Origin of the sequence: Actinoplanes subtropicus (genome assembly GCF_000721705.1) — a bacterium.
GTDB lineage: Bacteria > Actinomycetota > Actinomycetes > Mycobacteriales > Micromonosporaceae > Actinoplanes > Actinoplanes subtropicus.
Genome location: NZ_JOJL01000049.1, coordinates 23,996 through 44,659, shown reverse-complemented (window position 1 = coordinate 44,659; position 20,664 = coordinate 23,996). Strand labels below are relative to the sequence as shown.

The window sequence follows — 20,664 nt, the reverse complement described above, 5'->3', positions numbered from 1 at the left end:
TCGTGAATGCGGACGTGATCGTCGTCGGCGCCGGCCTCGCCGGTCTGGCCGCCACCCATGAGCTCACCGCGGCCGGCAAGCGGGTCGCCCTGGTCGATCAGGAGAGCGCGGCCAACCTCGGCGGGCAGGCGTTCTGGTCGTTCGGCGGGCTGTTCCTGGTGGACACGCCCGAGCAGCGGCGGCTCGGCGTGCGCGACTCGTTCGACCTGGCCTGGCAGGACTGGCTGGGCAGCGCGCAGTTCGACCGGCTCGATGATCAGGACGCGTGGGCGGTCAGATGGGCCCGGGCGTATGTCGAGTTCGCGGCGGGGGAGAAGCGCTCCTGGCTCGCGTCGCTCGGGATGAGCTGGCTGCCGACCGTGGGCTGGGCCGAGCGCGGCTCGCTGCGCGCCGACTCGCACGGCAACTCGGTGCCCCGCTTCCACGTCACCTGGGGCACCGGCACCGGCGTGGTCGCGCCGTTCGCCGCGTCGGTCAAGCGGGCCGCCGACGCCGGACTGGTCACCTTCCATCACCGGCATCGGGTGGATGAGCTGGTCGTTTCGGCGGGAGCGGTGTCGGGCGTACGGGGAAAGGTGCTCGCGCCCGACGCCGGCGCGCGCGGGGTCGCCTCGAATCGCGACGAGATCGCGGATTTCGAGCTCACGGCCCAGGCGGTCGTCGTCACCACGGGCGGTATCGGCGGCAATCATGACCTGGTGCGACGGTTCTGGCCGTCCCGGCTGGGTTCGCCGCCGCAGAGCATGATCACCGGGGTGCCGGAGTATGTCGACGGGCGCATGCTCGACATCGCCGGCGTGGCCGGGGCGCGCCTGGTCAACCGGGACCGGATGTGGCACTACACCGAGGGCATCCGCAACTGGGACCCGATCTGGCCCGGGCACGGCATCCGCATCCTGCCGGCGCCGTCGTCGATGTGGTTCGACGCGCTCGGTCGCCGGCTGCCCGACCCGTGCCTGCCCGGTTACGACACCCTTTCGACGCTGCGTCACCTGCGCACGACGCCGGACATCGCCGCCTACGACCACTCCTGGTTCATCCTCACCCAGAAGATCATCCGCAAGGAGTTCGCGCTGTCGGGGTCGGAGCAGAACCCGGACATCACCGCCAAGGACCGGCGGGCGTTCATCCGGTCGCGGATCCTCGGCAAGGGGGCGCCCGAGCCGGTGGAGGCGTTCAAGCGGAACGGCGCCGATTTCGTGGTGTCGGGCGACCTGGACGAGTTGGTGGCCGGGATGAACAAGCTGACCGATCAGCCGCTGCTCGACGCGGGCCGGATCCGGGAGCAGATCGAGGCCCGGGACCGGCAGGTCCGCAACCCGTTCAGCAAGGACTCGCAGATCCAGGGGATCCACAACTCGCGCCGGTACCGGGGCGATCGGCTGGGGCGGACGGTGGCCCCGCACCGGCTGCTGGACCCGGCGGCCGGCCCGCTGATCGGGATCAAGCTGCACATCTTGACCCGGAAGTCACTCGGCGGCATCCAGACGGACCTTTCGTCGCGCGCCCTGGCACCGGACGGCAGCGTCCTGCCGGGTCTGTACGCGGCGGGCGAGGTGGCCGGCTTCGGCGGCGGCGGGGTGCACGGGTACAACGCGCTGGAGGGCACGTTCCTGGGCGGCTGCCTGTTCAGCGGTCGCGCGGCGGGGCGGGCGCTGGTCGCTTCGCTCTAGTCAGGGTAGTGACCAGCGTTGGCTCGCGCCGCCGCCGCACGGGGTGACCTCGACCGTGGTGCCGGGGTGGGTGCCGGCGGAGGGGTCGGTGAGGCATTCGCCGTTCGCGGCGTTGATCAGGAGTTGGCCGTCGGCGCGCCACTGGGCGGTGGTGCGGGTGTCGCAGGTGCTGATGTGGACGGTGTCGTCGCCGACGATCAGGGCGCACATGCCCTCGACGCGCAGCGTGCCGTCGGTGGCGAGGGTCCAGGTCTGCGCGGCGGCTCCGTTGCAGCCGGCGACCTGGATCTGGTTGAAGGCGACCGCCGCGCCGCCGGTGAGGTCGAGACAGAGGCCGTTCTGACCGCGGATCGTGCCGGTGCGGGCGATGGCCGGCTTCAGGTCCGCGGACGGCGAACCGGTCTTGCGGCCGCTCGCGCCGGCTCGCGTGGACGGCTTCGCGCTGGTCTTCGCGCCGGTCGCGGGCGCGGAGGACGACCGGTGGGCCGACGGCTTGTGCGTCGGGGTGACCGCGACGCTGCTCGGCTCGGCGGCCGGAGCGGCGGGGGAGGCGGGGACCAGGCCGGTCAGGGCCGGGAGCGGGGCATCGGGCTGCGGGGCGGAGATCGCCGGGCGGGCGGCGCGCATCGCGGCGAACCCGGCGGCGGTCGCGGCCAGCAGCACGGCGGCGCAGGCGGCGAGCACCAGGACCAGGCGGCGCGGGACACGGCGGCGGGTCACCTCCGGCGGCACGATCGGGATGATCGCGGTGGGGTCGTCCGCGCCCTCGAGAGCGCGCTGCGAGCGGACCTCGCGGGTGGTGGCGGCCGGCCAGGTCTGGGCGGAAGTGTCGGCGTCGGCGTCGTTGTGCAGGTAGGGACGGACGAGCAGGGGGTCCCGCACCTCGCCGTGGTCGTCCGTCACCATCCATCGCCACCAATCGAGCCGCCACACGATCGACCGCCCAACCTACCCCGGCCCCGGCGCGACACGCTGACCCCCGAAGTTCCGACTTTCCGCGCGATGCGGCCGTTGGGGCCGTTGAGGCGGTTGGTGGACACGTCGACCGGCGGCGATGCGCCGGTGGCGGGACAGGCGGTCGGATAGGCGACATCGGACGGAAGCGGCAACGCAGCCGCACCACGACGGCGAACCGAGCGGATCCACCGCGAACCTACCTTTCTGTACATCCGGAGCGACACGGGCGCCGGCCTACCAGGAAGGTCACGCATGCCGCTCCCCTCCCGTCTGCTCGCGGCCGGCGCCGCGGGCCTCGCCCTGCTCGTCGCTCCGCCGGCGGCCGGCGCCGTGCCCGCTCGCGCCGCCGTCTCGATTTCCGCCACCGCCGCCCGGACCAGCGCGTTGGAGGCGCGCCGGGTCGATGCGGTGCCCACCCCGAAGCTGGGTTGGTACTCCTGTTACGGCTGGGCGGAGTGCGCGACGGCGAAGGTGCCGCTCGACTACGACCGGCCGCACGGCAAGCAGATCTCGCTGGCGCTGCTGCGGGTGAAGGCGCGCGACCAGAAGCACCGGATCGGCAGCCTCTTCGTCAACCCGGGCGGGCCGGGCGGCTCCGCGGTCACCATGGCGCTGTCGGCGCCGTACTTCCTGAGCGACGCGCTGCTCGACCGCTTCGACGTCGTCGGCATGGACCCGCGCGGCATCGGATACAGCCAGCAGGTCGACTGCTTCGGCAGCGCCGCGCGGCAGATGCCCACGCTGGCGGCGCTGAACATGGGCTTCCCGTGGGGCGCCGCGCAGGAGAAGGCCTACGTGAGGGCGGCCGGCCAGGAGGCGCGCGCCTGCTCGACCACCGGGCGGGAACTGGCCGGCGCCATGTCGACGGCCGAGGTGGCCCGCGACATGGACGTCATGCGCCGGGCGGTCGGCGACAAGCAGCTGACCTACCTGGGCTTCAGCTACGGCACCGCGCTCGGGCAGTACTACGCCGACATGTTCCCGGACCGGTTCCGGGCGATCGCCGTCGACGGCGTGATCGACCCACAGGCGTGGGTGGGCAGCGCCGCGACCGCCGGCCAGATCCAGGACGACCGCCTCCGGTCGGCCGACGGGGCGTGGAAGGCGCTCGCCGAGATCCTGCGCCGCTGCGCCGCGGCCGGCCCGGACTACTGCGCGTTCAGCGAGAGCCCGCTGCGCCGCTTCGCGGAGCTTTCGGAGCGGCTCCAGCGGCAGCCGATCACCGTGGGCACGACGACGGTGACCTACGCGTCGTTCATCGGGATGGTGCTGAGCGCCCTCTATCTGCCGAACGCCGGGGCCGAGGTCACCGAGCTGGCGGCCGAGCTCTACGAGCACGTCACCTCGGGCTCCGCGGCCGGTCTGCCGGACCGGATCGGCCGGCTGCGGCAGGGCCGGGCCTTTCCCTACGACAACAGCTTCGACGCGTACGCCGCGGTGATGTGCACCGACGGCCGCCACCCGGCCGGCGCCGCCTCCTGGCCGAAGGCCGTCGCGCGGGCCGACAGGCGGGCCACCTACTTCGGCCGCGCCTGGGGCTGGGCGAGCGTGCAATGCGCCCGGGACAACTGGACGGTGCACGACGAGGACGCCTACACCGGACCGTTCACCAGACACACCAGGTACCCCGTTCTGTTCGTCGGAAGCTACTGGGATCCGGCCACCAACTACGCCGACGCCGTCTCGTCGTCGAAGCTGCTGCCGACCGGCCGCCTGCTGTCGAGCGACAACTGGGGCCACACCGCCTACGGCACGTCGGCCTGTGCAACGGGTGCGACCGACCGTTACCTCCTCTACCGCTCATTGCCCGCCGCGGGCACCGTCTGCGTCGGCGACAACCAGCCATTCCGGACGCCGCTGAGCTCCCCGGCATCCCCGGCGGCGCAGGCGGCCGGAGTGATCGACCTGGCCAGGGCCACGGCTCCGGAGATCGCGGCGCAGGGGCTGCCCGCGCCGGGCTCGCCGAAGGTGCTGCCGCCGGCGCTCTGACGTCCCTCCCCGCTTGGATGCCCGTCCCCGGTCCTGGGGGCGGGCATCCGCCGTCCTCAGCGTTTCCAGAACTGCTTCCGGCTGGGCTGTTCGGCCGCCGATGCCGCTGGTGCCGCCGTCGCTCCGCCGCCGAACGCGGTCAGCGTGGCCACGGCCGCCGCCCACTTCTCGTCGAGCGAACCGTCGCCGCCGAGCTTCGCGATCAGGTCACGCAGCGGGGCGAACTCGTCGCCCTGCACCGGGCCGAGCAGGACGGTCAGGCGGCTGGCCAGGTCGTCGAGCAGGTCGCGCCGCTCGTACCCGGGCAGCCCGGCCGCCTCGCGCAGCCGGCCCGCCTCGACGGCGGCGATCTCGCGCACCTGGTCGAGCGTCGGCACCGCGCCGCCCGCGACGATCGCCTTGCCGGCCCGCATCGCTCCGGTCACCGCCGCGAAGGGCATCGGCCCGCGAGGGGCGCGTCCCGCGTCCCCGGCGTCGGCCCGCATCGGCGCGAACCTCGCCCGGCCCGGCGCGGCCGCTGCCGGCGGCACCGGCGCGGCCGAGGCCAGCCGCATCATGGCCGGGGCCGCGCCGCCCTCCGCGGGCTCCCACCCGGACGGCAACTCGACCGGCTGAGTCACCCGGCGCGTCTCGCCGCCCTCGTTGACCACCCGGCTGTCCACGGCCACGAACGCGGTGAACCGGCACAGCACCCCGTACCGCAGCGAGGTCGCGACGATCCGCTTCTCCAAGCCGCGGTCGCCGGCCGCATACGCGTCCTCGAGGTCACGCAGCCGCGCCCGCGCCCACTGGGCCGTGATCGCCGGCTCGGTGCGCTCGCGCACCTCCACCGTGGTGCGGAACTCGCGGTCGTCCCGGGTGCGGCCGGTGACGGTCAGGCTGCCGCCGGGCTTGCCCGCGAATCGGCCGGCCACCACGAGCGGCACGCCCGGGTAGAGGCCGGGCAGCCGGGCCGGGGTGCGCTCGTCGTCGAGCAGGCGCAGGCCGGACGCGGTCACCGTCAGGTCGGTGACGACCGGCGCGCCGATCCGGCGGTGGATCTGCTCCATCGCGGCGTCCAGCCGGTCCTCGCTCTCCACCAGCTCGGCCCGGCCGGCGCCGAGCGCGGCGAGCCGGCCGAGGAAGCCCGCGTTGACCGCCCGGTCGATGCCGATGGTGTGGACGCGGGTCCGCCCGATCATCGGGGTGACGTCGTGGACGATCTGGTCCTCGTTGCCCACCTGGCCGTCGGTGACCAGCACCAGCACCCGGTCGCGGCCCTCCACCGCCCGCAGCAGGCTCAGCCCGGCGGTCAGCGGGGCGAGCAGCTCGGTGCCGCCCCGGGCGTCGGCGCGGGCCAGATGCTCCACGGCGCGGAACCGGTTGCGGTCGGTCGCCTCGACCAGGCCCTCACCCAGCCCCTCCGGCCGCTCGACGACGTGGTCGAAGGTGAGCACCGCGAACCGGTCGGCGATGGTGAGCGTGTCGATCACCCGGGCCGCGGCCCGGCGGGCGGCCACCATCTTCCAGCCGCCCATGCTGCCGGAGCGGTCGAGCAGCAGCACCACGTCCTTGGGCCGGGCGGTGGCCGTGTCGTCGGGCGGGAGCACCACCAGCTGGTAGACGCCCTCGGGCTCGTCGGCGGACTCGTCCGGGACGGCGATCGCGGCCTGGCCGCCGCCCTCGTACCCGATCCGGAGGATGAAGTCGCGGTCGGCCCGCTCGCCCGGCGCGATGTTCAGCGTGCCGTCGTGGTCGGTGACCGTGTGCAGGCTGGAGTGCACCTCGCCGAGAGTGAGCCCGGCCGGATCGATGTCGACGCCGATGGACAGGCGCAGCGGGTTGGGGAAGCCGGGCAGCAGCACCGGCGGCGTGATGCGCGAGGCGTCCGGCACGGCGTCGGTGTCCGGCGTCTGGCCGTCCCCGACGTACGGCCCCGGCAGCGGGAGGCCGGGAACGTAGCGGGGCGCGACGACCAGCGGGAAGCGGAAGGTGGCCGCGCCGTCCTCGAACGGGAGCGGGCCGACCAGGCTCAGCTCGATCACCACGCGCTCGCCGGGCAGGATGTTGCCGACCCGCATGGTGAACACGTCGGGCCGCTCCTCCTCGGCGATCGAGGCGCGCTGACCGGCCGCGATCGCCCGGTCGTACGCCTCCCGGGCGGCGCCGCGCTCCTGCAGCTCCGCCTCGACGGTGCGGCCGTCCGCGGTCATCGTCATCGCGGTGACGGCGGCCCGGTCGGGCAGCGGGAAGACGTACGTGGCCTCGAGCGCGTCATCGTGCACGTTGAGGAACTCGGTGACCACGACGGTGCGGGCCACCAGGCCACTGATCTTGGCGCGGACGTCGAGCCGGTCGAGCGGCAGGTTGCCCCGGTCGGTCCGCAAGTTGCCGAAGCCGGCGTCGGGCAGGACGCGGACGCGGCCGAGCTCACCCGGGCTCATCGGCGTGACGGTGAAGGTCATGACGTACTCCCATCGATCAGTCCACGGGTCTCGAGCAGGCTCATCAGCGGTGCGGCGGCTGCGGCGATGTCGGCGCGGTCTTTGTCGGTGACGGGGCGGGGGAGGAGCAGGATGGCGCCGCCGCCGAGCGTGACGCCGTGCACGGGCGCGGTCTCGACCGGCCGGCTCTCCACTGCCGGCAGGTCGGCAACCCGTACGTCGGTCTGCGTTGCCGGTCTGTCTGTCTGAGTTGCCGGCCGGTCGGCCCAGAAACGTGGCCGGTGCACCACATCGGGGACGCTCGCGGGCGCGTCGTCGGCCAGCAGGTGCTCGGGGACGCGGGAGGCCTCGGTCAGGTCTCTCGGGGTGAGGAAGACGAAGTCGGCCTGGATCTGGGAGAGGCTGCGGCCCTCGGCCTGCCAGCGCTTGATCGCCACCAGCTGCTGCAGGTGGCGGGGGCCGTAGAGCGCGGTGCGCCCGCGCATGCCGAGCGGGCGGTCGACCAGGCCGATCGTCGTATACCACCGGATGGCGCGGCGGTCGGGGACATCGCGGACACGGCCGTTGGGGGCGCCGGGATATTCCGCCGCCAGGGCCTCGCGCACTCGCTCGACCAACTCGTCCAACGTCCACATGCCGACGAGTTTGACACTGTCATCGTGACAGTGTCAAGGTGGCTCCGGGAAATGGTGCATTGACGAGGGTGCCCACGAGCCGATAAGGACAATGGCATGCGACGACGCGAGATCATGGGCGCGGCCGCGGCCGGGCTGGCGGGGGCGATGATGACCGGGCAGGCGGCCGAGGCGGGCGGGCGCGACGACGTCCGGCTCGACCGGTTGCGGCTGGTCAACCTCTCCCACCTCAACGACCCCGCCACGACCAACGTCTTCCCGGGCGACCCGCCGTTCGAGTTGGAGACCATCGCCACCATCGAGCACGACGGCTACTTCCTGCAGTTCGTCCGCGAGGGCGAGCACACCGGCACGCACTGGGGCGCGCCGGGCCACTTCAACGCGGGCCAGCCGCTCGCCGACGAGCTCGACCTCGAGGATCTCTTCCTGCCGGCCGTGAAGATCGACGTCCGGGAGCAGAGCGCCAAGAACGCCGACTACGAGGTCACCATCGCCGACATCAAGGCCTGGGAGCGCCGCCACGGCCGCATCCCCGACGAATCCATGGTGATCATCTGGACCGGCTGGGACGCCAGGTGGGGCACCAACGCCTACTTCAACTTCGACGCCGACGGGGCGATGCACCAGCCCGGCTTCGCGCTGGACACGGTGCGGTGGCTGGTCGACACCGGCCGGCTGGGCCGACGCGGCGGCACCGGCACCGACACGTTCAGCCCCGACGTCGGCACCGACACCACCTACGCCGTCTCGCTGCTGGTCTACCAGCGGCACCGGATCAGCCTCGAGGTGTTGGCCAACCTGGCCGCGCTGCCACCGACCGGGGCGCACATCCTCTGCGGCGGCCACATCAACAAGAACGGCGCCGGCTCGACGGCCCTGATCTACGGCATCATCCCGCCGGGCTGACCGGTTTGGTGGAACTGGCCGGCCGGGGGTCCCTGGCCGGTTGGCTGTCACTGACCGGATTGGTGGCACCGGCCGATTTCGGGTCGGTGCCACCGCCGGGCTGAAGCACGCCGTTGACCACCAGGCGATAGGGGGCGTACTGGGAGTACTGCTCGGTCGGCTCGTCGTAGGCGACGATCGCGACCACCGTGGGATATCCCTTGAGCTGGGCGAACTGCTTCACCGGCACCAGCCGCGCCCGCTTGCCGCCGATGCCGACCAGCGACACGTGCCAGGCGTGCACCGGGGTCGGGACGATCATCGTGGGCGACCGCCAGCCCTCGAGGCTGGTGCCGTCGCTCACGACCTGGTTCCCGAGAGTGATCCTGCCGATCCGCCAGCCGCCGCGACTGACCGCGCCGTCGGTGACGTAGCGCAGACCCAGAAGGACCTTCTTCCCGGCGTACGCCTTGAGGTCGTAGCCGGCCGTGACCACCGTCCCGCCCGTCCCCGTGCCGCTGGTCCCGGTCAGCCCGGGGCCGAGCGGGCCCGCCGTGGTGCGGTCGCCGGTGACCGTGGTGTAGGACTTGCCGCCGTCGGTGGAGATCATCACGTACCCGAAGTCGTAGGCGTCCTCGATCGCGTAGGACGTCTCCAGGCGCAGGGTCGCCGATGCGGCGGCCGGCACGGTGACCGGGAGGACGGCCTGCGAGTCGAGGTCGTCGGCGTTGCCGGAGAAGAGCGTCCCGTCGGCGACGCTCCAGCCCATCGCCAGCGGCGGCAGCGTCCTGGACCCGGTGAACTCGACCGAGGTCACCGGCGTGGGCAGCGGCACGTAGTCGGCGCCGTTCGGGGCGGCGCCCGGCCAGTCGTAGTCGTCCTCGTTGGTGAGGTTGATCGTCGAGCGCAGGCCCGGCGCGGTGACCCGATCGATCGGCACGCCGAGCATCCGGCCGCCGCGCTGTCCGACGATCTTGTCGACCAGGGTCATCGTCTGGTAGTCGTGCAGCACGTCGTAGAGGTTCGTCCCGGCCGGCAGCGCGGCCTGCACCCCGGCCAGCCCCTGCCGCAGGCCGTCGCGGTGCAGCATGGAGATCGTGCCGAGGCCGAAGCGGTCGCTGAGGTAGATCATGAACTCGTACGCGTTGCCGTAGTCGGCGAGCACCTCGCTCGGCGCGCCCTCGTTCCACAGGGTCAGTGAGTTCTGCGGGCCGCCGCAGTGGCGCGGATTGGCGTTGTACTTCGTCTTGACAATGCCGAAGCCCTGGTAACAGATCAGGTGGCCGTCGTTGCCGCGGTCGTAGACGGTCGCCCGGCCGTCGACGTAGCCGACGAGCGTCTGCGCGAAATCGGACAGCCCCTCGTTGACCCAGGACACCTCGGCCGGATCGGCGTAGTACTCCAGCAGGTGCTGCCACTCGTGCGCGAACGTCCCCTCGTACATCCGCGGCCGGGCCGGCCGGCTGGTGCACAGCTGGCCGGTCGGGTCGTCGGCCGGGTCGGCGCCGAGGCGGTGCTTCCAATCGTACGCGTCGATGGTCATGACATTGCGATCGAAGAGCTCGTTGAGCTGCGGCGAGAAGAACCCGGCCACGTACGTCTCGGTCTTGGGGAAGGTGAAGTAGTTGTCGTCGCGGATGTTGTCGACCAGGGTGACCGTCTTGTCGCCGTCGCCGGTGAAGTCGCCGGCCATCCCCGCGTTGGTCCCGTCCCGGTTCGGCGGGGTGCTGAAGGTCGCCGTCTCCTTCGGGTAGATGGTCTCGTCGAAGTCCTTGATCAGCTCGGCGATCTCGGGGTCGGTGACGTCGAGGGCGTCCTTCCGGCAGTCGTTCTTGGGAAAGGCCAGGTCGTCGGCGACCCACACCTCGATGTGCTTGCCGACCGCGCGCAGTTCGTACGTCTTCGGGTAGTACCTGCCCGTGGTGTCGTCGAGACCGAGCCACTTGCGCTGGGTGCCCACCGGCGGGGTGGCGACCGCGGCACGCGTCTCGGGCTGCCGGTGCGGGTGGTAGCGCGGATGGTCGGGCAGCGCCTTGCCGCCGAGGGTGAAATGCGTGCGATCGAGCTCGCGTATGTCGGAGGCCGCGCCCGGCCGCGCGGAGTCGGTGCCGGGGGCGGCCGAGGCCGGAACTGACATAAGCGGCGGCACCAGAGCGATCACCGCAAAAGCTGCGAAGCGGACGCGATCCATGAAAAAGGACGCTACCCGCCGTTTTACCAGGGGAAAGGCAACACGCGCTATTCGAAGAGGGAGTGGTGACTGTCGCCGCCCTCGGCGCGGCGCCGGGCCCGCCGGCGCAGCTGCACGATCACCATGTCGACCACCGCCACGGCGGCCCAGGCGAGCAGCAGCCAGCCGGGCACGGCCCAGCCCATGTGGAAGAGCCAGATCGCCAGCAGGGTGCAGACCACGAAGCCGAACGCGGCCAGGACCAGCCGCAGGTTCAGCGCGCTGTACGGCTCGTCGACCGTCCCGCGGCGGCCGGGCGGCTGAGCTCCGATGGGCATGCCGGAGCGTACCCGGTGCCATCAGGCGCCAAACAAGGGCGGGGCGGAGGCGTCGAATCATGCCGCTCAGCGTTCCGGGACGCGCCGGGGCGCCGCGTCGGCCGGAGGTCGACGGCGGCGGACTTCGGTCTGTCGAACCGTCGACTTTGGTCGGTATCGGCGCCGGCGCCGCCCGGCGTAACGTCGGCGGCACCTCGGGAACGCGGCAAACCTTACGGAGGCGGCGTCCCTGGGGCACCCCGGGAAGACGCTCGTGCGGTCAGCGAGCGGGGGTGCGGGGCCACAGTGGCTCCTGAGCAAGACGCTCGCTATCACGCAGCACGCGAAGGACGTTGCGGCCGGACAGCTTGTCCAGGTCGGCGCCGGACCAGCCGCGGGACGAGAGCTCGGCCAGCAGCCGGGGGTATCCCGACACGTCGGACAACCCCTCCGGCAGATCGGTCGTGCCGTCGAAGTCGCCGCCGAGGCCGACGTGGTCCACGCCGGCCACCTCCCGGGCGTGCTCGACGTGGTCGGCGACCTGGGCGATGGTCACGACCGGCCGGGGGTTGGCCGCGAGCCACGGGCGGAAGGCCGCCTCGGCCGCCACGTCGACGCCCACGCGCGGCGGGACGGCGGCCGGGTCCTCGGCCGGGCGCGGGGCGCGGGGGAAGGGCGGGTACGGGTCGGGCAGGCCGAGCCGGGCCCACTCGGCCTCGGCGGCGTCCTGCCAGGCGCCGAACTCGGCGGAGACGAAGGGGGAGACGAAGGTGAGGTGAAGGACACCGCCGTTGTCCCGGAGGCGGGTCAGGACGTCGTCCGGGACGTTGCGGCGGTGGTCGTGGAGGGCGCGGGTGCCGGAGTGACTGAAGAGGACGGGAGCGAAGGCCGTGTCCAGAGCTGCGTGCATGGTGATGGGAGCTACATGGGAGAGGTCGACGAGCATGCCGATCCGCTGCATCTCGCGGACCACGGCGCGTCCGTCGTCGTTGAGGCCGTCGACGGCGGGCTCGGCGGCCGCGGAGTCGGCCCAGGAGGTGTTGTGGTTGTGCGTCAGGGTCAGGTAGCGGACGCCGAGACGGGCGAAGGCACGCAACACGCCCAGCGAGGTCGCGATGCTGTGGCCGCCCTCGATGCCGATCAGCGAGGCGATCCGGCCCTCGCCGATGACGCGCTCGACGTCGTCCGCGCTGCAGGCGATCGCGAGGTCGCCGGGGTAGGCGGCGGCCATCCGGTACACGGCGTCGATCTGCTCCATCGTCGCCACCACGGCCTCGGGCTCGGGCAGGTCGGAGGGGACGTAGACCGACCAGAACTGGCCGCCGACCCGGCCCGCGCGCAGCCGGGGGATGTCGGTCTGCAGGCCGGGGCGGGAGCGGGTGAGGCCCTCGACCCGGTAGCCGTAGCGGGCGCGCAGTTGCATGGGGAGGTCGTTGTGCCCGTCGATGATCGGCATCATGACGACCTGGCTACTCCGCCGCGTGGTGTCGCGCAACTGGTTCGCGCGATCGGCGCCCGCCCCGAGCGGCATGCCCTGCCCATTACCGGCCCCGCGAGTGCGCTGGCTTTCTTGCGTCCCTTTGCGGGGTGCTCAACCGGGTTTGACCCTGATCATCTCAGCGTTTGTTCATCTTGGGACGCATACAAGACAGCTGGCATTTCCGTAGTGTTAACCCACGGCCGCCGCCGGCTCGGCGGCCCGCGCGTTGCGGAATCCGTTGTCGCGCAAGGCCGGCCGGGAGGCCGACAGCGTCGGAGGGAGGCCCACCATGGCGAAGAAGTCGAAGAAGTCGAAGAAAGACAAGAAGAACAAGAAGAAGAAGTGACCCCATGCGGGGCGGCGCCCGGCGTCCGGCACGCCCCGCATGCCTTCCACCCGTCCTCGCCCGCGCCGCTCGTGCCCCCGCGCCGGGTGCCAAGACCGGTGCAGAACTTCTCAAGTGTTCGAGGGGCGATCCGATTCTCCAGCCGACGGCTTGTCAGTGGCACGTGCCGCACACCGCATCGGGGAGGGAACGGATGACCCTCAGGCGTCCTCTCTCCGTTGCCGTCCCGGTGGCGTTCGCCCTTGCCGTCGTGCTGGCGACTGCTGCCGGCCCCGAGGTCACCGCTGTCGTCACCACCGTGGTTGCCCTGTGTGCGACCGTGGCCTGCCTGGTTCGGGCAGGGCGGCGGCGTGGCCGGATGCGGGTCGTTTGGGCCGCCTTCGGGCTCGGGGCCCTGGCCGGTGGCACCGCCGCCGACCACACACCGGGCTATCTGGTGATGATTCCGCTGGTGGCCGTCGGGATGTTCCTGGTGCCGATGCCGCCGCGGACCGGTCTCGAGAAGATCCGGGGAGTCGTCGACGCGCTGCTGATCACGTCCGCCCTGGTGGCGCTCAGCTATCACCTGCTGCTCGACCCCCGGCTGCACACCGGGCCGGTCTGGTCCACGTATGCGATCGCCGACATCGCGCTCGCCAACGTCGCCCTCGTCGGCATCTCCCGGCTGCGGCGGGGTGTGCCGGACGTCCGCGCCCTGACGATCGCCGGCGGCGGGCTGGCCACCCTCGCCGTGGCGAGCGGATGCGCCTTCGCCGGACACCACCGGATGGCGGCCGCCGGCTGGCTGGCCGGGTTCGCGCTCCTCGGCCTCGCCGCCGCGCGGGAGCCGGTGCGCGCCGAGCCGCAACCCACCCACGGCGAGCGCTCCGACGTCCTGCCGTACATCATCGTGGTTATCGGTCTTGTTGTCGGTTTTGTTCGGCTGGCGCTCGGCGGCACGCCCAGCGCCGTCGGCACCTGGACCCGCTCCATCTGCGTCGGGCTGATCATCTTCCGGCAGGCGCTGCTCATGCTGGAGACCCGGCGGCTCACCCGCGACCTGGAGGACCGCGTCGGCGCCCGCACCGGCGACCTGCAAGCCCGGGAGCAGCGCTTCCGTGCCCTGGTCGAGCAGAGCACCGACTCGATGGCGATCCTCGAGGCCGACTCGACCGTGCGCTACCAGTCCGAGTCGGTCGAGCGGATCTTCGGCTACCCCGCCGAGGTGCTGGTCGGGCGGCGGTTCTGCGAGCTGGCCGGGCGCAAGGTCGGCGGCCGGGTCGCGGCGGCCATCGACGAGGTCAAGGACACCCCGGGCGCCACGACCGTCTTCGAGATCATGCTGTACCACGCGGACGGGCAGGCCCGGCTCGCCGAGATGACCATCACGAACCTGCTGGACGACCCGTACGTCAATGGCCTGGTCTTCAACACGCGGGACATCAACGAGGCGCAGGAGTTGCAGGCGAGCCTGCGCCGCGAGGCCTATCACGACGCGCTGACCGGGCTGGCCAGCCGCGCCGGCTTCCGGGAGCAGCTGGCCGACGCGGTCGGGCGCAACTCCCCGGACCGGGTGGCGATCCTCTTCCTCGACCTGGACGGCTTCAAGGAGATCAACGACAGCCTGGGGCACGACGCCGGCGACCACCTGCTCGTGCACGTGGCCGAGCGGCTGCGCCGGCTGCTGCCCGCACCCCGGGTGGTGGCCCGGCTGGGCGGCGACGAGTTCGCGGTGATCGTGGAGGCGGAGAACGCCCGCGACGAGGCCGAGCTGATCGCCATGGAGATCATCGCGGCGCTGGCCGAGCCGATCGGGGTGGACGATCGCGAGCTGCACGTGAGCGCCTCGATCGGGATCGCCGCGGACGAGGCGGCCGGCGCCGGAGATATCGAGCGGTTGATGCGCGACGCGGATCTGGCGATGTACCGGGCGAAGGACGCCGGCGGCAACGGTTATGCCGCGTACGAGGCGAAGATGCACGACGCGGTGGTGCGCCGCCTGGAGCTCGCCACCGACCTGCGGCTCGCGCTCGAACGCGACGAGCTGGTGCTGCACTACCAGCCCAAGGTGGACCTGCGGACCGGCGAGATCGTCGGCTTCGAGGCGCTGGTCCGCTGGCTGCACCCGACCCGCGGGATGGTGCCGCCGCTGGAGTTCATCGGTGTCGCCGAGGCGACCGGCCTGATCGTGCCGCTCGGCCGCTGGGTGCTCGCCGAGGCCTGCCGGCAGTCGGTCGCGTGGGGCCGTCCGCTGAAGATGGCCGTCAATCTCTCGGTCCGCCAGTTCGAGGCGGGCGACGTCGCCGGGATGGTCGCTGCCGTGCTCGCCGAGACCGGCATGCCGCCGGGCCGGCTGGTGCTGGAGATGACCGAGAGCGTGCTGCTCACCGACACCGACGACAACCTCGAGCGGATCGTCAGCCTCAAGGCGCTCGGCGTGCAGCTGGCGATGGACGACTTCGGCACCGGCTATTCGTCGCTGGCGTACCTGCGCCGCTTCCCGATGGACGTGCTCAAGATCGACCGCTCCTTCGTGGACCGGCTGGGCGGCGAGTCCGAGGACGAGGCCCTGGTGCGCACGATCGTCCGGCTGGGCCAGCGGTTCGGCATGCGCACGGTCGCCGAGGGCATCGAGAACGAGACCCAGCTGTCGATCCTGCGCGAGATGGGCTGCGACTTCGCCCAGGGCTTTCTGCTCTCCCGCCCGCTGCCGGCGCCCGACGCCACGGCCCTGCTGGAGCGCGGCCTGCCGTTCGCCATCGCCGCCTAGAACCATCGCCGCCTAGAACCACCGCCGGCGCGTGGCGCACACCGCGGAGACCCACAGCATCGCCCAGATCGCGCCGATCGCGAGGGTCAGCGAGCCCGCCCGGCCGCCGGACATCGCCCAGCCGTCGCCGAGCAGCAGCGCCGTGCCCGCGAGCGCCGACCCCAGGGCCCGGCGCCGGTCCCCGGTGCGGGCGAAGTAGCGGGCCAGCACGTAACAGCCCGCGATCAGCGTGCCGAAGGTGACCGTACCGCTGGCGAAGTGCGCATAGCTGTGCCAGCTCAGCGTCCCCGGCCCGGCCGGGGTGCCGGCCGGAAAACCGTCGCCCGGGTCCATCGTGAACACCCCGGCCGCGACCATCCCGAGGCCGCTGACCGTCAGCAGCCGGGGCGCCCAGACGCTCGCGAGAGTGCGGCGGAGGCCGATCGCGCCGGCCGCCATCAACACCCCGGCGACCAGGAAGTTGGCGATCTGCAGCCAGCCCAGCGAGCCGGTGCTCAGCAGGCTCAGCGGATGACGGGTGAGGTCGAAGCCCGCGCGGGTGGCGGCCTGGGCGAGCGAGACGGTCGCCCACAGCGGCGCGGCGACGGCGCCGGCCAGGAGGAGGGTGCGAGTGCGGACGGGGGCGGTGGTGATCGCGAAGGTAGTCATGCCCCTTCGTCGGCCCGGTCATGTGACAGGGAATGCTACCGTTCCCTGTCACTTGGCCGGACCGACGAAGGGGTGTCCGCTACCCGGAGAAAGGCAGCTCACCATGCGATTCCTGATGATCCAGAAGCCGGCCGACACCCAGCCGGACGAGAAGCTGTTCGCCGAGATGGGCGCGTTCGTCGAGGAGCTCACCGCGGCCGGCGTCCTGCTCGCCACCGGCGGCCTCGAGCCCGGCGGCCTCCTGGTCTCCTCGCACGGCGACGAGATCACCGTGACCGACGGCCCGTTCGCCGAGGCGAAGGAGGCCGCGGCCGGCTTCGCGCTGATCGAGGTCGGCACCAAGGAGGAGGCGATCGAGCTGGCCCGCCGCTTCCGCAAGATCGTCGGCGACGGCGAGAGCACCATCCAGCAGGTCTTCGGCTGATCGGCGATGCCCGAGGTCCGCCGCACGATCGACGCCGTCTGGAAACTCGAGTCGGCGCGGATCGTCGGCGGGCTGGCCCGGCTCGTCCACGACGTCGGCCTCGCCGAGGAACTCGCCCAGGACGCTTTGGTCGCCGCCCTCGAGCAGTGGCCCACGGCGGGCATCCCCGACAATCCCGGCGCCTGGCTGACCACCGTCGCCCGGCGCCGGGCGATCGACCACCTCCGCCGCTCGTCCCGCACAACCGAGATCAACACCGAGATTGCGTACGCCGAGCAGCCGGCCCAGGCGCAGGACGACGTCCTGCGCCTGATCTTCGTCTGCTGCCACCCGGCCCTGCCGCGAGACGCCCGGGTCGCCCTCACCCTCCGCCTGGTCGCCGGGCTGAGCGCAGCCGAGATCGCCCGCGCGTTCCTGCAGGACGAGCCGCAGGTGGTGCGCCGGATAGCCGCCGCCAAGCAGACCCTCGCCGAGGAGGGCGTCGGCTTCGCCCAGCCGCCCGGCGCGGCGCTGCCCGGCCGGCTCGCCTCCGTGCTCGAAGTCCTCTACCTGGTCTTCAACGAGGGCTACTCGGCGACCGAGGGCCAGGACCTGATCCGCGCCGACCTGTGCCGCGAGGCGCTGCGGCTGGGCCGGATGCTGGCCACCCTCGCGCCCGACGAGGCCGAGGCGCACGGCCTGGTCGCCCTGATGGAGTTGCAGGCGTCCCGGTCGGCGGCCCGCACCGGCCCGTCCGGCGAGCTGATCCCGCTGCACGAGCAGAACCGGGGCCGCTGGGACCAGCTGCTCATCAAGCGCGGCTTCGCGGCGATGCTGCGGGCCCGGGCGTTGGGTGCCCCGCCCGGCCCGTACGTGGTGCAGGCGGCGATCGCGGTCTGCCACGCCCAGGCCCGGACCGCCGCGGACACCGACTGGGCCCGGATCGCGACGCTGTACGACGCGCTGGTGCGGTTGCTGCCGACCGCGGTCGTACGGCTGAACCGGGCCGTGGCGATCGGCTTCGCGCGGGGCCCGGCGGCCGGTCTCGCCGAGGCCGACGCGCTGCTGACCGACCCGGCCCTGCGCGACTACCACCTGCTGCCGGCCGTCCGCGGCGACCTGCTGTCCCGCCTGTCCCGGCACGAGGAGGCACGCCGCGAGTTCGAGCGGGCCGCCGTGCTCACCCGCAACCACGCCGAGCGGGAGTTCCTCCGGCGCCGGGCCGCCGAGAGCCGCCGGGCGGCCGAGAGCCGCTGGGCGGCCGAGTCGACGCCCGGCGCCGCGCCGGCGACTCTCGGGACGGCCGCCGCCGCGTTCCTCAGCCGGGACGACCTGGACCGGGCCACCGTGCGGTCCTATGGGCAGACCCTCACCCGGCTACGGCGAGCCCTCGGCGACAGCCTGCCCGTGGCCGAGCTCACCCCCGATCGCGTGGCCACCGTCTTTACGACCGCGTGGGGGAGTGCCGCCGCCAAGACCTGGAACCGGCACCGGGCCACCGTCCGCTCGTTCGCGGCCTGGTCCTCCCTGCCCGCCCTGGCCGAGGCCCTGGACCGCCGCCCCGAGACGGCCCAGCCCCCGCCGGCGACCCCACCCGAGCTCCCCGAGTCACCCGCCGCCTCGTTGCGCGAGCGCACCCTGTGGCGCCTGCTCCACGAATCCTCGGCGCCGGTGACCGCGGTGCTCGCCCTCAACGTCGAAGACCTCGACCTCGAGGACCGCCGCGCCCGCTCCGGCGACCGCTGGGTCACCTGGCGCTCCGGAACCGCCCGCCTGCTGCCCGAACTGGTCGCCGGACGCACCTCGGGCCCGCTCTTCCTGACCGATCGGCGGCCGCCCCCCTCCGGGACGGCCGACCGGTGCCCGCACACCGGCCGGGCGCGTCTCTCCTACGAGCGGGCCGAGTACCTCTGCAAGCAAGCCACCGGCCGTACGCTGAGCAGCCTCCGTCAGCGGGGGAACAGCCGGTCCAGGCTCTCCACCAGGTAGTCGACGCCCTCGGCGCTGCCCGGCAGGATGTTGACCATCTGGAAGAAGGCGTGCATCTGCCGCTCGAACCGGCGTGACTGCACCGGCACGCCGGCCGCCTCGAGGCGCGCCGCGAACTCCTCGCCCTCGTCGCGCAGCGGGTCGAACTCCGCGGTCAGCACCACCGCCGGCGGCAGCCCGGCCAGCGATTCGGCGCCGCCCGGCGAGGCGTCCCGCTCGCCCCGCCGCTCCACCGGGATGTAGTGGTCGAGGAACCACCGCATGCTCTCCGCACTGAGCAGCAGCTGGTTCTCCGGTTCGTGGTACGACGGGAAGTCCCCGTCCAGCCGCGTCGCCGGATAAACCAGCACCTGGGCGTCGATCCGCGGCCCGCCGGCGTCGCGGGCCCGCAGGGCGCAGACCGCCGCGAGGTTGCCGCCGGCGCTGTCGCCCGCGATCACCAGCGGCGCGTCCTCCGCGGCCAGCTCGGCGCGGTGCCGGTCGGCCCAGTCGAGCGCCGCCCAGGCGTCCTCGACCGCGGTCGGGTACGGGTGCTCGGGGGCCTTGCGGTAGCCGACCAGCACGGTGGTCATGCCGGTCTGGTCGGCCAGGATCCGCCCGAGGGTGTCGTACTCGTCGATCGACCCGATCACCCAGCCGCCGCCGTGCAGGTAGAGCAGCACACCGCGGGGCGCGAGCGGCCGCAGCACCCGGAGCTCGATGGTGCCGCCGGCCACGGCGAGTTTCACGTCCTCGACGGAATCCGGTTCCGGTCCTTCCCCGTACATGGGCTTCAGCGCCCCGGTGACCGCCCGCGCCGTCGGCGCGTCGAGCTCGTGCACCGGCGGTCCGGCCTGGGCCATCGCGGCGAGGAAGCCCGCGGTCGCTTCGTCGATCGGCATCTCAGACGTCCATCCTGATCACTGGTTTGACGGTCTGGCCGCTGTGCATGTCCTTCGCGGCCGCGTCGAGTTCGGACAACGAGTAGTGCCGGACGAGCTTCTCCAGCGGCAGCCGGCCGGCCCGGTGCAGCTCCACCAGCTGCGGGATCAGCGTCTCGGGCTCGCCGTCGCCGAGGGTGACGCCGACGATCCGCTTGCCCGGCAGCAGGCTCTGCACCTCGAAGGAGACCTCGGTGCCGGCCGGCGGGGCGCCGACGATCGCGCAGGTGCCGCGCACGCCCAGCGCGTCCACCGCGGTACGCACCACGGCGGGCACCGCGGTGGTGTCGATCGCGTAGTCGAGCCCCCGCCCCTGCGTCGCCTCGGCGATCACCGCGGCCGCGTCCTCGGCCCGGGTGTCGATCGTGTGCGTGGCCCCGAGCTCGCGGGCCAGCTCGAGCCGCTCGGTGACCCGGTCGACGGCGACCACCGCGCCCAGCGGCAGGCCGGCCGCCGCCATGACCGCGGCCAGCCCCACCGCGCCCGCCCCGAACACGGCCAGCGTGCTGCCGGGCTCCGGCGCGAGCACGTTCCACACCGTGCCGAAGCCGGTCTGCACCCCGCAGCCGAGCGGGGCGAGCACGTCCAGCGGCGCGTCGGCCGGAACCTTCACCAGGCTGCGCTCGTCGGCGATGGCGTGGCCGGCGAACGACGACTGGCCGAAGAACCGGCCGCCGATCGGCTCCCCGGCGCGGGTGATGGTCGGCTCGCCGTCGGAGCGCCGGCCGATGATGAGGTTCTGCGGCACCCAGGTGTCGCAGTAGGCGGGGTGCCCGCCCCGGCAGGAGCGGCAGGTCCCGCACGAGGTGAAGCTGAGCAGCACCTGGTCGCCGGGCGCGACCCGGGTGACCGCGGCGCCGGTCTCGACGACCACCCCGGCGCCCTCGTGACCGAGGACGCCGGGCAGCGCGAACGGGATGCCGCCGGCCTGGACGCCGAGATCGGTGTGACACAGTCCGGCCGCGACGATCCGTACCAGGACCTCGTCCGGGCGGAGGTCGGCGAGCTCGACCTCCTCGACGGTGAACGGGGCGCCGGGTCCCTCGACCACGGCCGCCTTCGTCTTGATCATTGCTGGAG

The 20,664-nt window shown here is 72.9% G+C and carries 16 protein-coding genes; 6 read left to right on the top strand and 10 right to left on the bottom strand.

Translation table 11 applies throughout. The features are described from left to right. The first annotated feature begins 2 nt into the window (after positions 1-2). Positions 3-1,673 (top strand): FAD-binding dehydrogenase, encoded by a 1,671-nt coding sequence (locus IH26_RS0146640; RefSeq protein ID WP_030442757.1) that lies wholly within the window; start codon positions 3-5, stop codon positions 1,671-1,673. Here IH26_RS0146640 and IH26_RS64145 read toward each other — a convergent pair whose 3' ends face one another. After that, positions 1,674-2,579, bottom strand: coding sequence for a ricin-type beta-trefoil lectin domain protein (locus tag IH26_RS64145; protein ID WP_030442756.1), 906 nt, complete (start codon positions 2,577-2,579; stop codon positions 1,674-1,676). 303 nt (positions 2,580-2,882) lie between these two features. Between IH26_RS64145 and IH26_RS0146630 the strand changes: the two genes are divergently transcribed. After that, positions 2,883-4,619 carry an alpha/beta fold hydrolase gene (locus tag IH26_RS0146630; RefSeq protein ID WP_030442755.1) on the top strand — a complete coding sequence of 579 codons (1,737 nt, stop codon included), beginning with the start codon at positions 2,883-2,885 and terminating at the stop codon, positions 4,617-4,619. Between the two features lie 56 nt (positions 4,620-4,675). Here the strand turns inward: IH26_RS0146630 and IH26_RS0146625 are convergent, their stop codons facing one another. After that, the gene (locus IH26_RS0146625) at positions 4,676-7,063 is read right to left on the bottom strand and encodes a VIT domain-containing protein (protein WP_030442754.1); all 2,388 of its coding nucleotides are present in this window, start codon (positions 7,061-7,063) and stop codon (positions 4,676-4,678) included. Further along, complete coding sequence (locus IH26_RS0146620) at positions 7,060-7,677, bottom strand: MerR family transcriptional regulator (protein ID WP_030442753.1); 618 nt, start codon at positions 7,675-7,677, stop codon at positions 7,060-7,062. Before IH26_RS0146620 ends, IH26_RS0146625 begins: the two co-directional genes overlap by 4 nt. Positions 7,678-7,773: 96 nt before the next feature. On the opposite strand from IH26_RS0146620, the gene IH26_RS0146615 reads away from it, so the two are divergent. Then, positions 7,774-8,583 (top strand): cyclase family protein, encoded by an 810-nt coding sequence (locus IH26_RS0146615; protein ID WP_030442752.1) that lies wholly within the window; start codon positions 7,774-7,776, stop codon positions 8,581-8,583. Here IH26_RS0146615 and IH26_RS0146610 read toward each other — a convergent pair. From IH26_RS0146610 to IH26_RS0146595, 4 genes are all read right to left on the bottom strand, one after another. Next, positions 8,567-10,753: a M6 family metallopeptidase gene (locus tag IH26_RS0146610; protein ID WP_245665994.1), complete on the bottom strand. Its 2,187-nt coding sequence runs from the start codon at positions 10,751-10,753 to the stop codon at positions 8,567-8,569. The genes IH26_RS0146615 and IH26_RS0146610 overlap by 17 nt on opposite strands. 47 nt (positions 10,754-10,800) lie before the next feature. Continuing rightward, positions 10,801-11,070 (bottom strand): hypothetical protein, encoded by a 270-nt coding sequence (locus IH26_RS0146605; RefSeq protein ID WP_030442750.1) that lies wholly within the window; start codon positions 11,068-11,070, stop codon positions 10,801-10,803. A gap of 259 nt (positions 11,071-11,329) precedes the next feature. Continuing rightward, positions 11,330-12,580 (bottom strand): dipeptidase, encoded by a 1,251-nt coding sequence (locus IH26_RS0146600; RefSeq protein WP_245665993.1) that lies wholly within the window; start codon positions 12,578-12,580, stop codon positions 11,330-11,332. A gap of 138 nt (positions 12,581-12,718) precedes the next feature. Then, positions 12,719-12,916: a hypothetical protein gene (locus IH26_RS0146595; RefSeq protein WP_030442748.1), complete on the bottom strand. Its 198-nt coding sequence runs from the start codon at positions 12,914-12,916 to the stop codon at positions 12,719-12,721. Between the two features lie 152 nt (positions 12,917-13,068). Here IH26_RS0146595 and IH26_RS54865 point away from each other — a divergent pair, with 152 nt between their 5' ends. Beyond that, the gene (locus tag IH26_RS54865; protein ID WP_051809780.1) at positions 13,069-15,624 is read left to right on the top strand and encodes a putative bifunctional diguanylate cyclase/phosphodiesterase; all 2,556 of its coding nucleotides are present in this window, start codon (positions 13,069-13,071) and stop codon (positions 15,622-15,624) included. A gap of 12 nt (positions 15,625-15,636) precedes the next feature. Here the strand turns inward: IH26_RS54865 and IH26_RS0146585 are convergent, their stop codons facing one another. Beyond that, complete coding sequence (locus tag IH26_RS0146585) at positions 15,637-16,272, bottom strand: DUF998 domain-containing protein (RefSeq protein WP_030442746.1); 636 nt, start codon at positions 16,270-16,272, stop codon at positions 15,637-15,639. A gap of 103 nt (positions 16,273-16,375) precedes the next feature. On the opposite strand from IH26_RS0146585, the gene IH26_RS0146580 reads away from it, so the two are divergent. After that, positions 16,376-16,696, top strand: a complete 321-nt coding sequence (locus IH26_RS0146580) for a YciI family protein (protein WP_030442745.1) — start codon at positions 16,376-16,378, stop codon at positions 16,694-16,696. 6 nt (positions 16,697-16,702) lie between these two features. After that, positions 16,703-18,664, top strand: a complete 1,962-nt coding sequence (locus tag IH26_RS64340; RefSeq protein ID WP_030442744.1) for a DUF6596 domain-containing protein — start codon at positions 16,703-16,705, stop codon at positions 18,662-18,664. Here the strand turns inward: IH26_RS64340 and IH26_RS0146570 are convergent. Both IH26_RS0146570 and IH26_RS0146565 read right to left on the bottom strand, forming a co-directional pair. Further along, a complete protein-coding gene (locus IH26_RS0146570; protein WP_030442743.1) occupies positions 18,625-19,545 on the bottom strand; it encodes an alpha/beta hydrolase in 921 nt (306 codons plus the stop codon). The two genes, IH26_RS64340 and IH26_RS0146570, sit on opposite strands and share 40 nt — an antisense overlap. 1 nt (position 19,546) lies before the next feature. Then, a complete protein-coding gene (locus IH26_RS0146565; RefSeq protein ID WP_030442742.1) occupies positions 19,547-20,656 on the bottom strand; it encodes an NAD(P)-dependent alcohol dehydrogenase in 1,110 nt (369 codons plus the stop codon). Positions 20,657-20,664 lie beyond the last annotated feature (8 nt).

Coding starts and splice junctions, on each gene's coding strand:
- IH26_RS64145 (WP_030442756.1), bottom strand. CDS start 2,579: ATGGTGACGGACGACCACGGCGAGGTGCGGGACCCCCTGCTCGTCCGT.
- IH26_RS0146630 (WP_030442755.1), top strand. CDS start 2,883: ATGCCGCTCCCCTCCCGTCTGCTCGCGGCCGGCGCCGCGGGCCTCGCC.
- IH26_RS0146625 (WP_030442754.1), bottom strand. CDS start 7,063: ATGACCTTCACCGTCACGCCGATGAGCCCGGGTGAGCTCGGCCGCGTC.
- IH26_RS0146620 (WP_030442753.1), bottom strand. CDS start 7,677: ATGTGGACGTTGGACGAGTTGGTCGAGCGAGTGCGCGAGGCCCTGGCG.
- IH26_RS0146615 (WP_030442752.1), top strand. CDS start 7,774: ATGCGACGACGCGAGATCATGGGCGCGGCCGCGGCCGGGCTGGCGGGG.
- IH26_RS0146610 (WP_245665994.1), bottom strand. CDS start 10,753: ATGGATCGCGTCCGCTTCGCAGCTTTTGCGGTGATCGCTCTGGTGCCG.
- IH26_RS0146605 (WP_030442750.1), bottom strand. CDS start 11,070: ATGCCCATCGGAGCTCAGCCGCCCGGCCGCCGCGGGACGGTCGACGAG.
- IH26_RS0146600 (WP_245665993.1), bottom strand. CDS start 12,580: ATGCCGCTCGGGGCGGGCGCCGATCGCGCGAACCAGTTGCGCGACACC.
- IH26_RS0146595 (WP_030442748.1), bottom strand. CDS start 12,916: ATGCGGGGCGTGCCGGACGCCGGGCGCCGCCCCGCATGGGGTCACTTC.
- IH26_RS54865 (WP_051809780.1), top strand. CDS start 13,069: ATGACCCTCAGGCGTCCTCTCTCCGTTGCCGTCCCGGTGGCGTTCGCC.
- IH26_RS0146585 (WP_030442746.1), bottom strand. CDS start 16,272: ATGACTACCTTCGCGATCACCACCGCCCCCGTCCGCACTCGCACCCTC.
- IH26_RS0146580 (WP_030442745.1), top strand. CDS start 16,376: ATGCGATTCCTGATGATCCAGAAGCCGGCCGACACCCAGCCGGACGAG.
- IH26_RS64340 (WP_030442744.1), top strand. CDS start 16,703: ATGCCCGAGGTCCGCCGCACGATCGACGCCGTCTGGAAACTCGAGTCG.
- IH26_RS0146570 (WP_030442743.1), bottom strand. CDS start 19,545: ATGCCGATCGACGAAGCGACCGCGGGCTTCCTCGCCGCGATGGCCCAG.
- IH26_RS0146565 (WP_030442742.1), bottom strand. CDS start 20,656: ATGATCAAGACGAAGGCGGCCGTGGTCGAGGGACCCGGCGCCCCGTTC.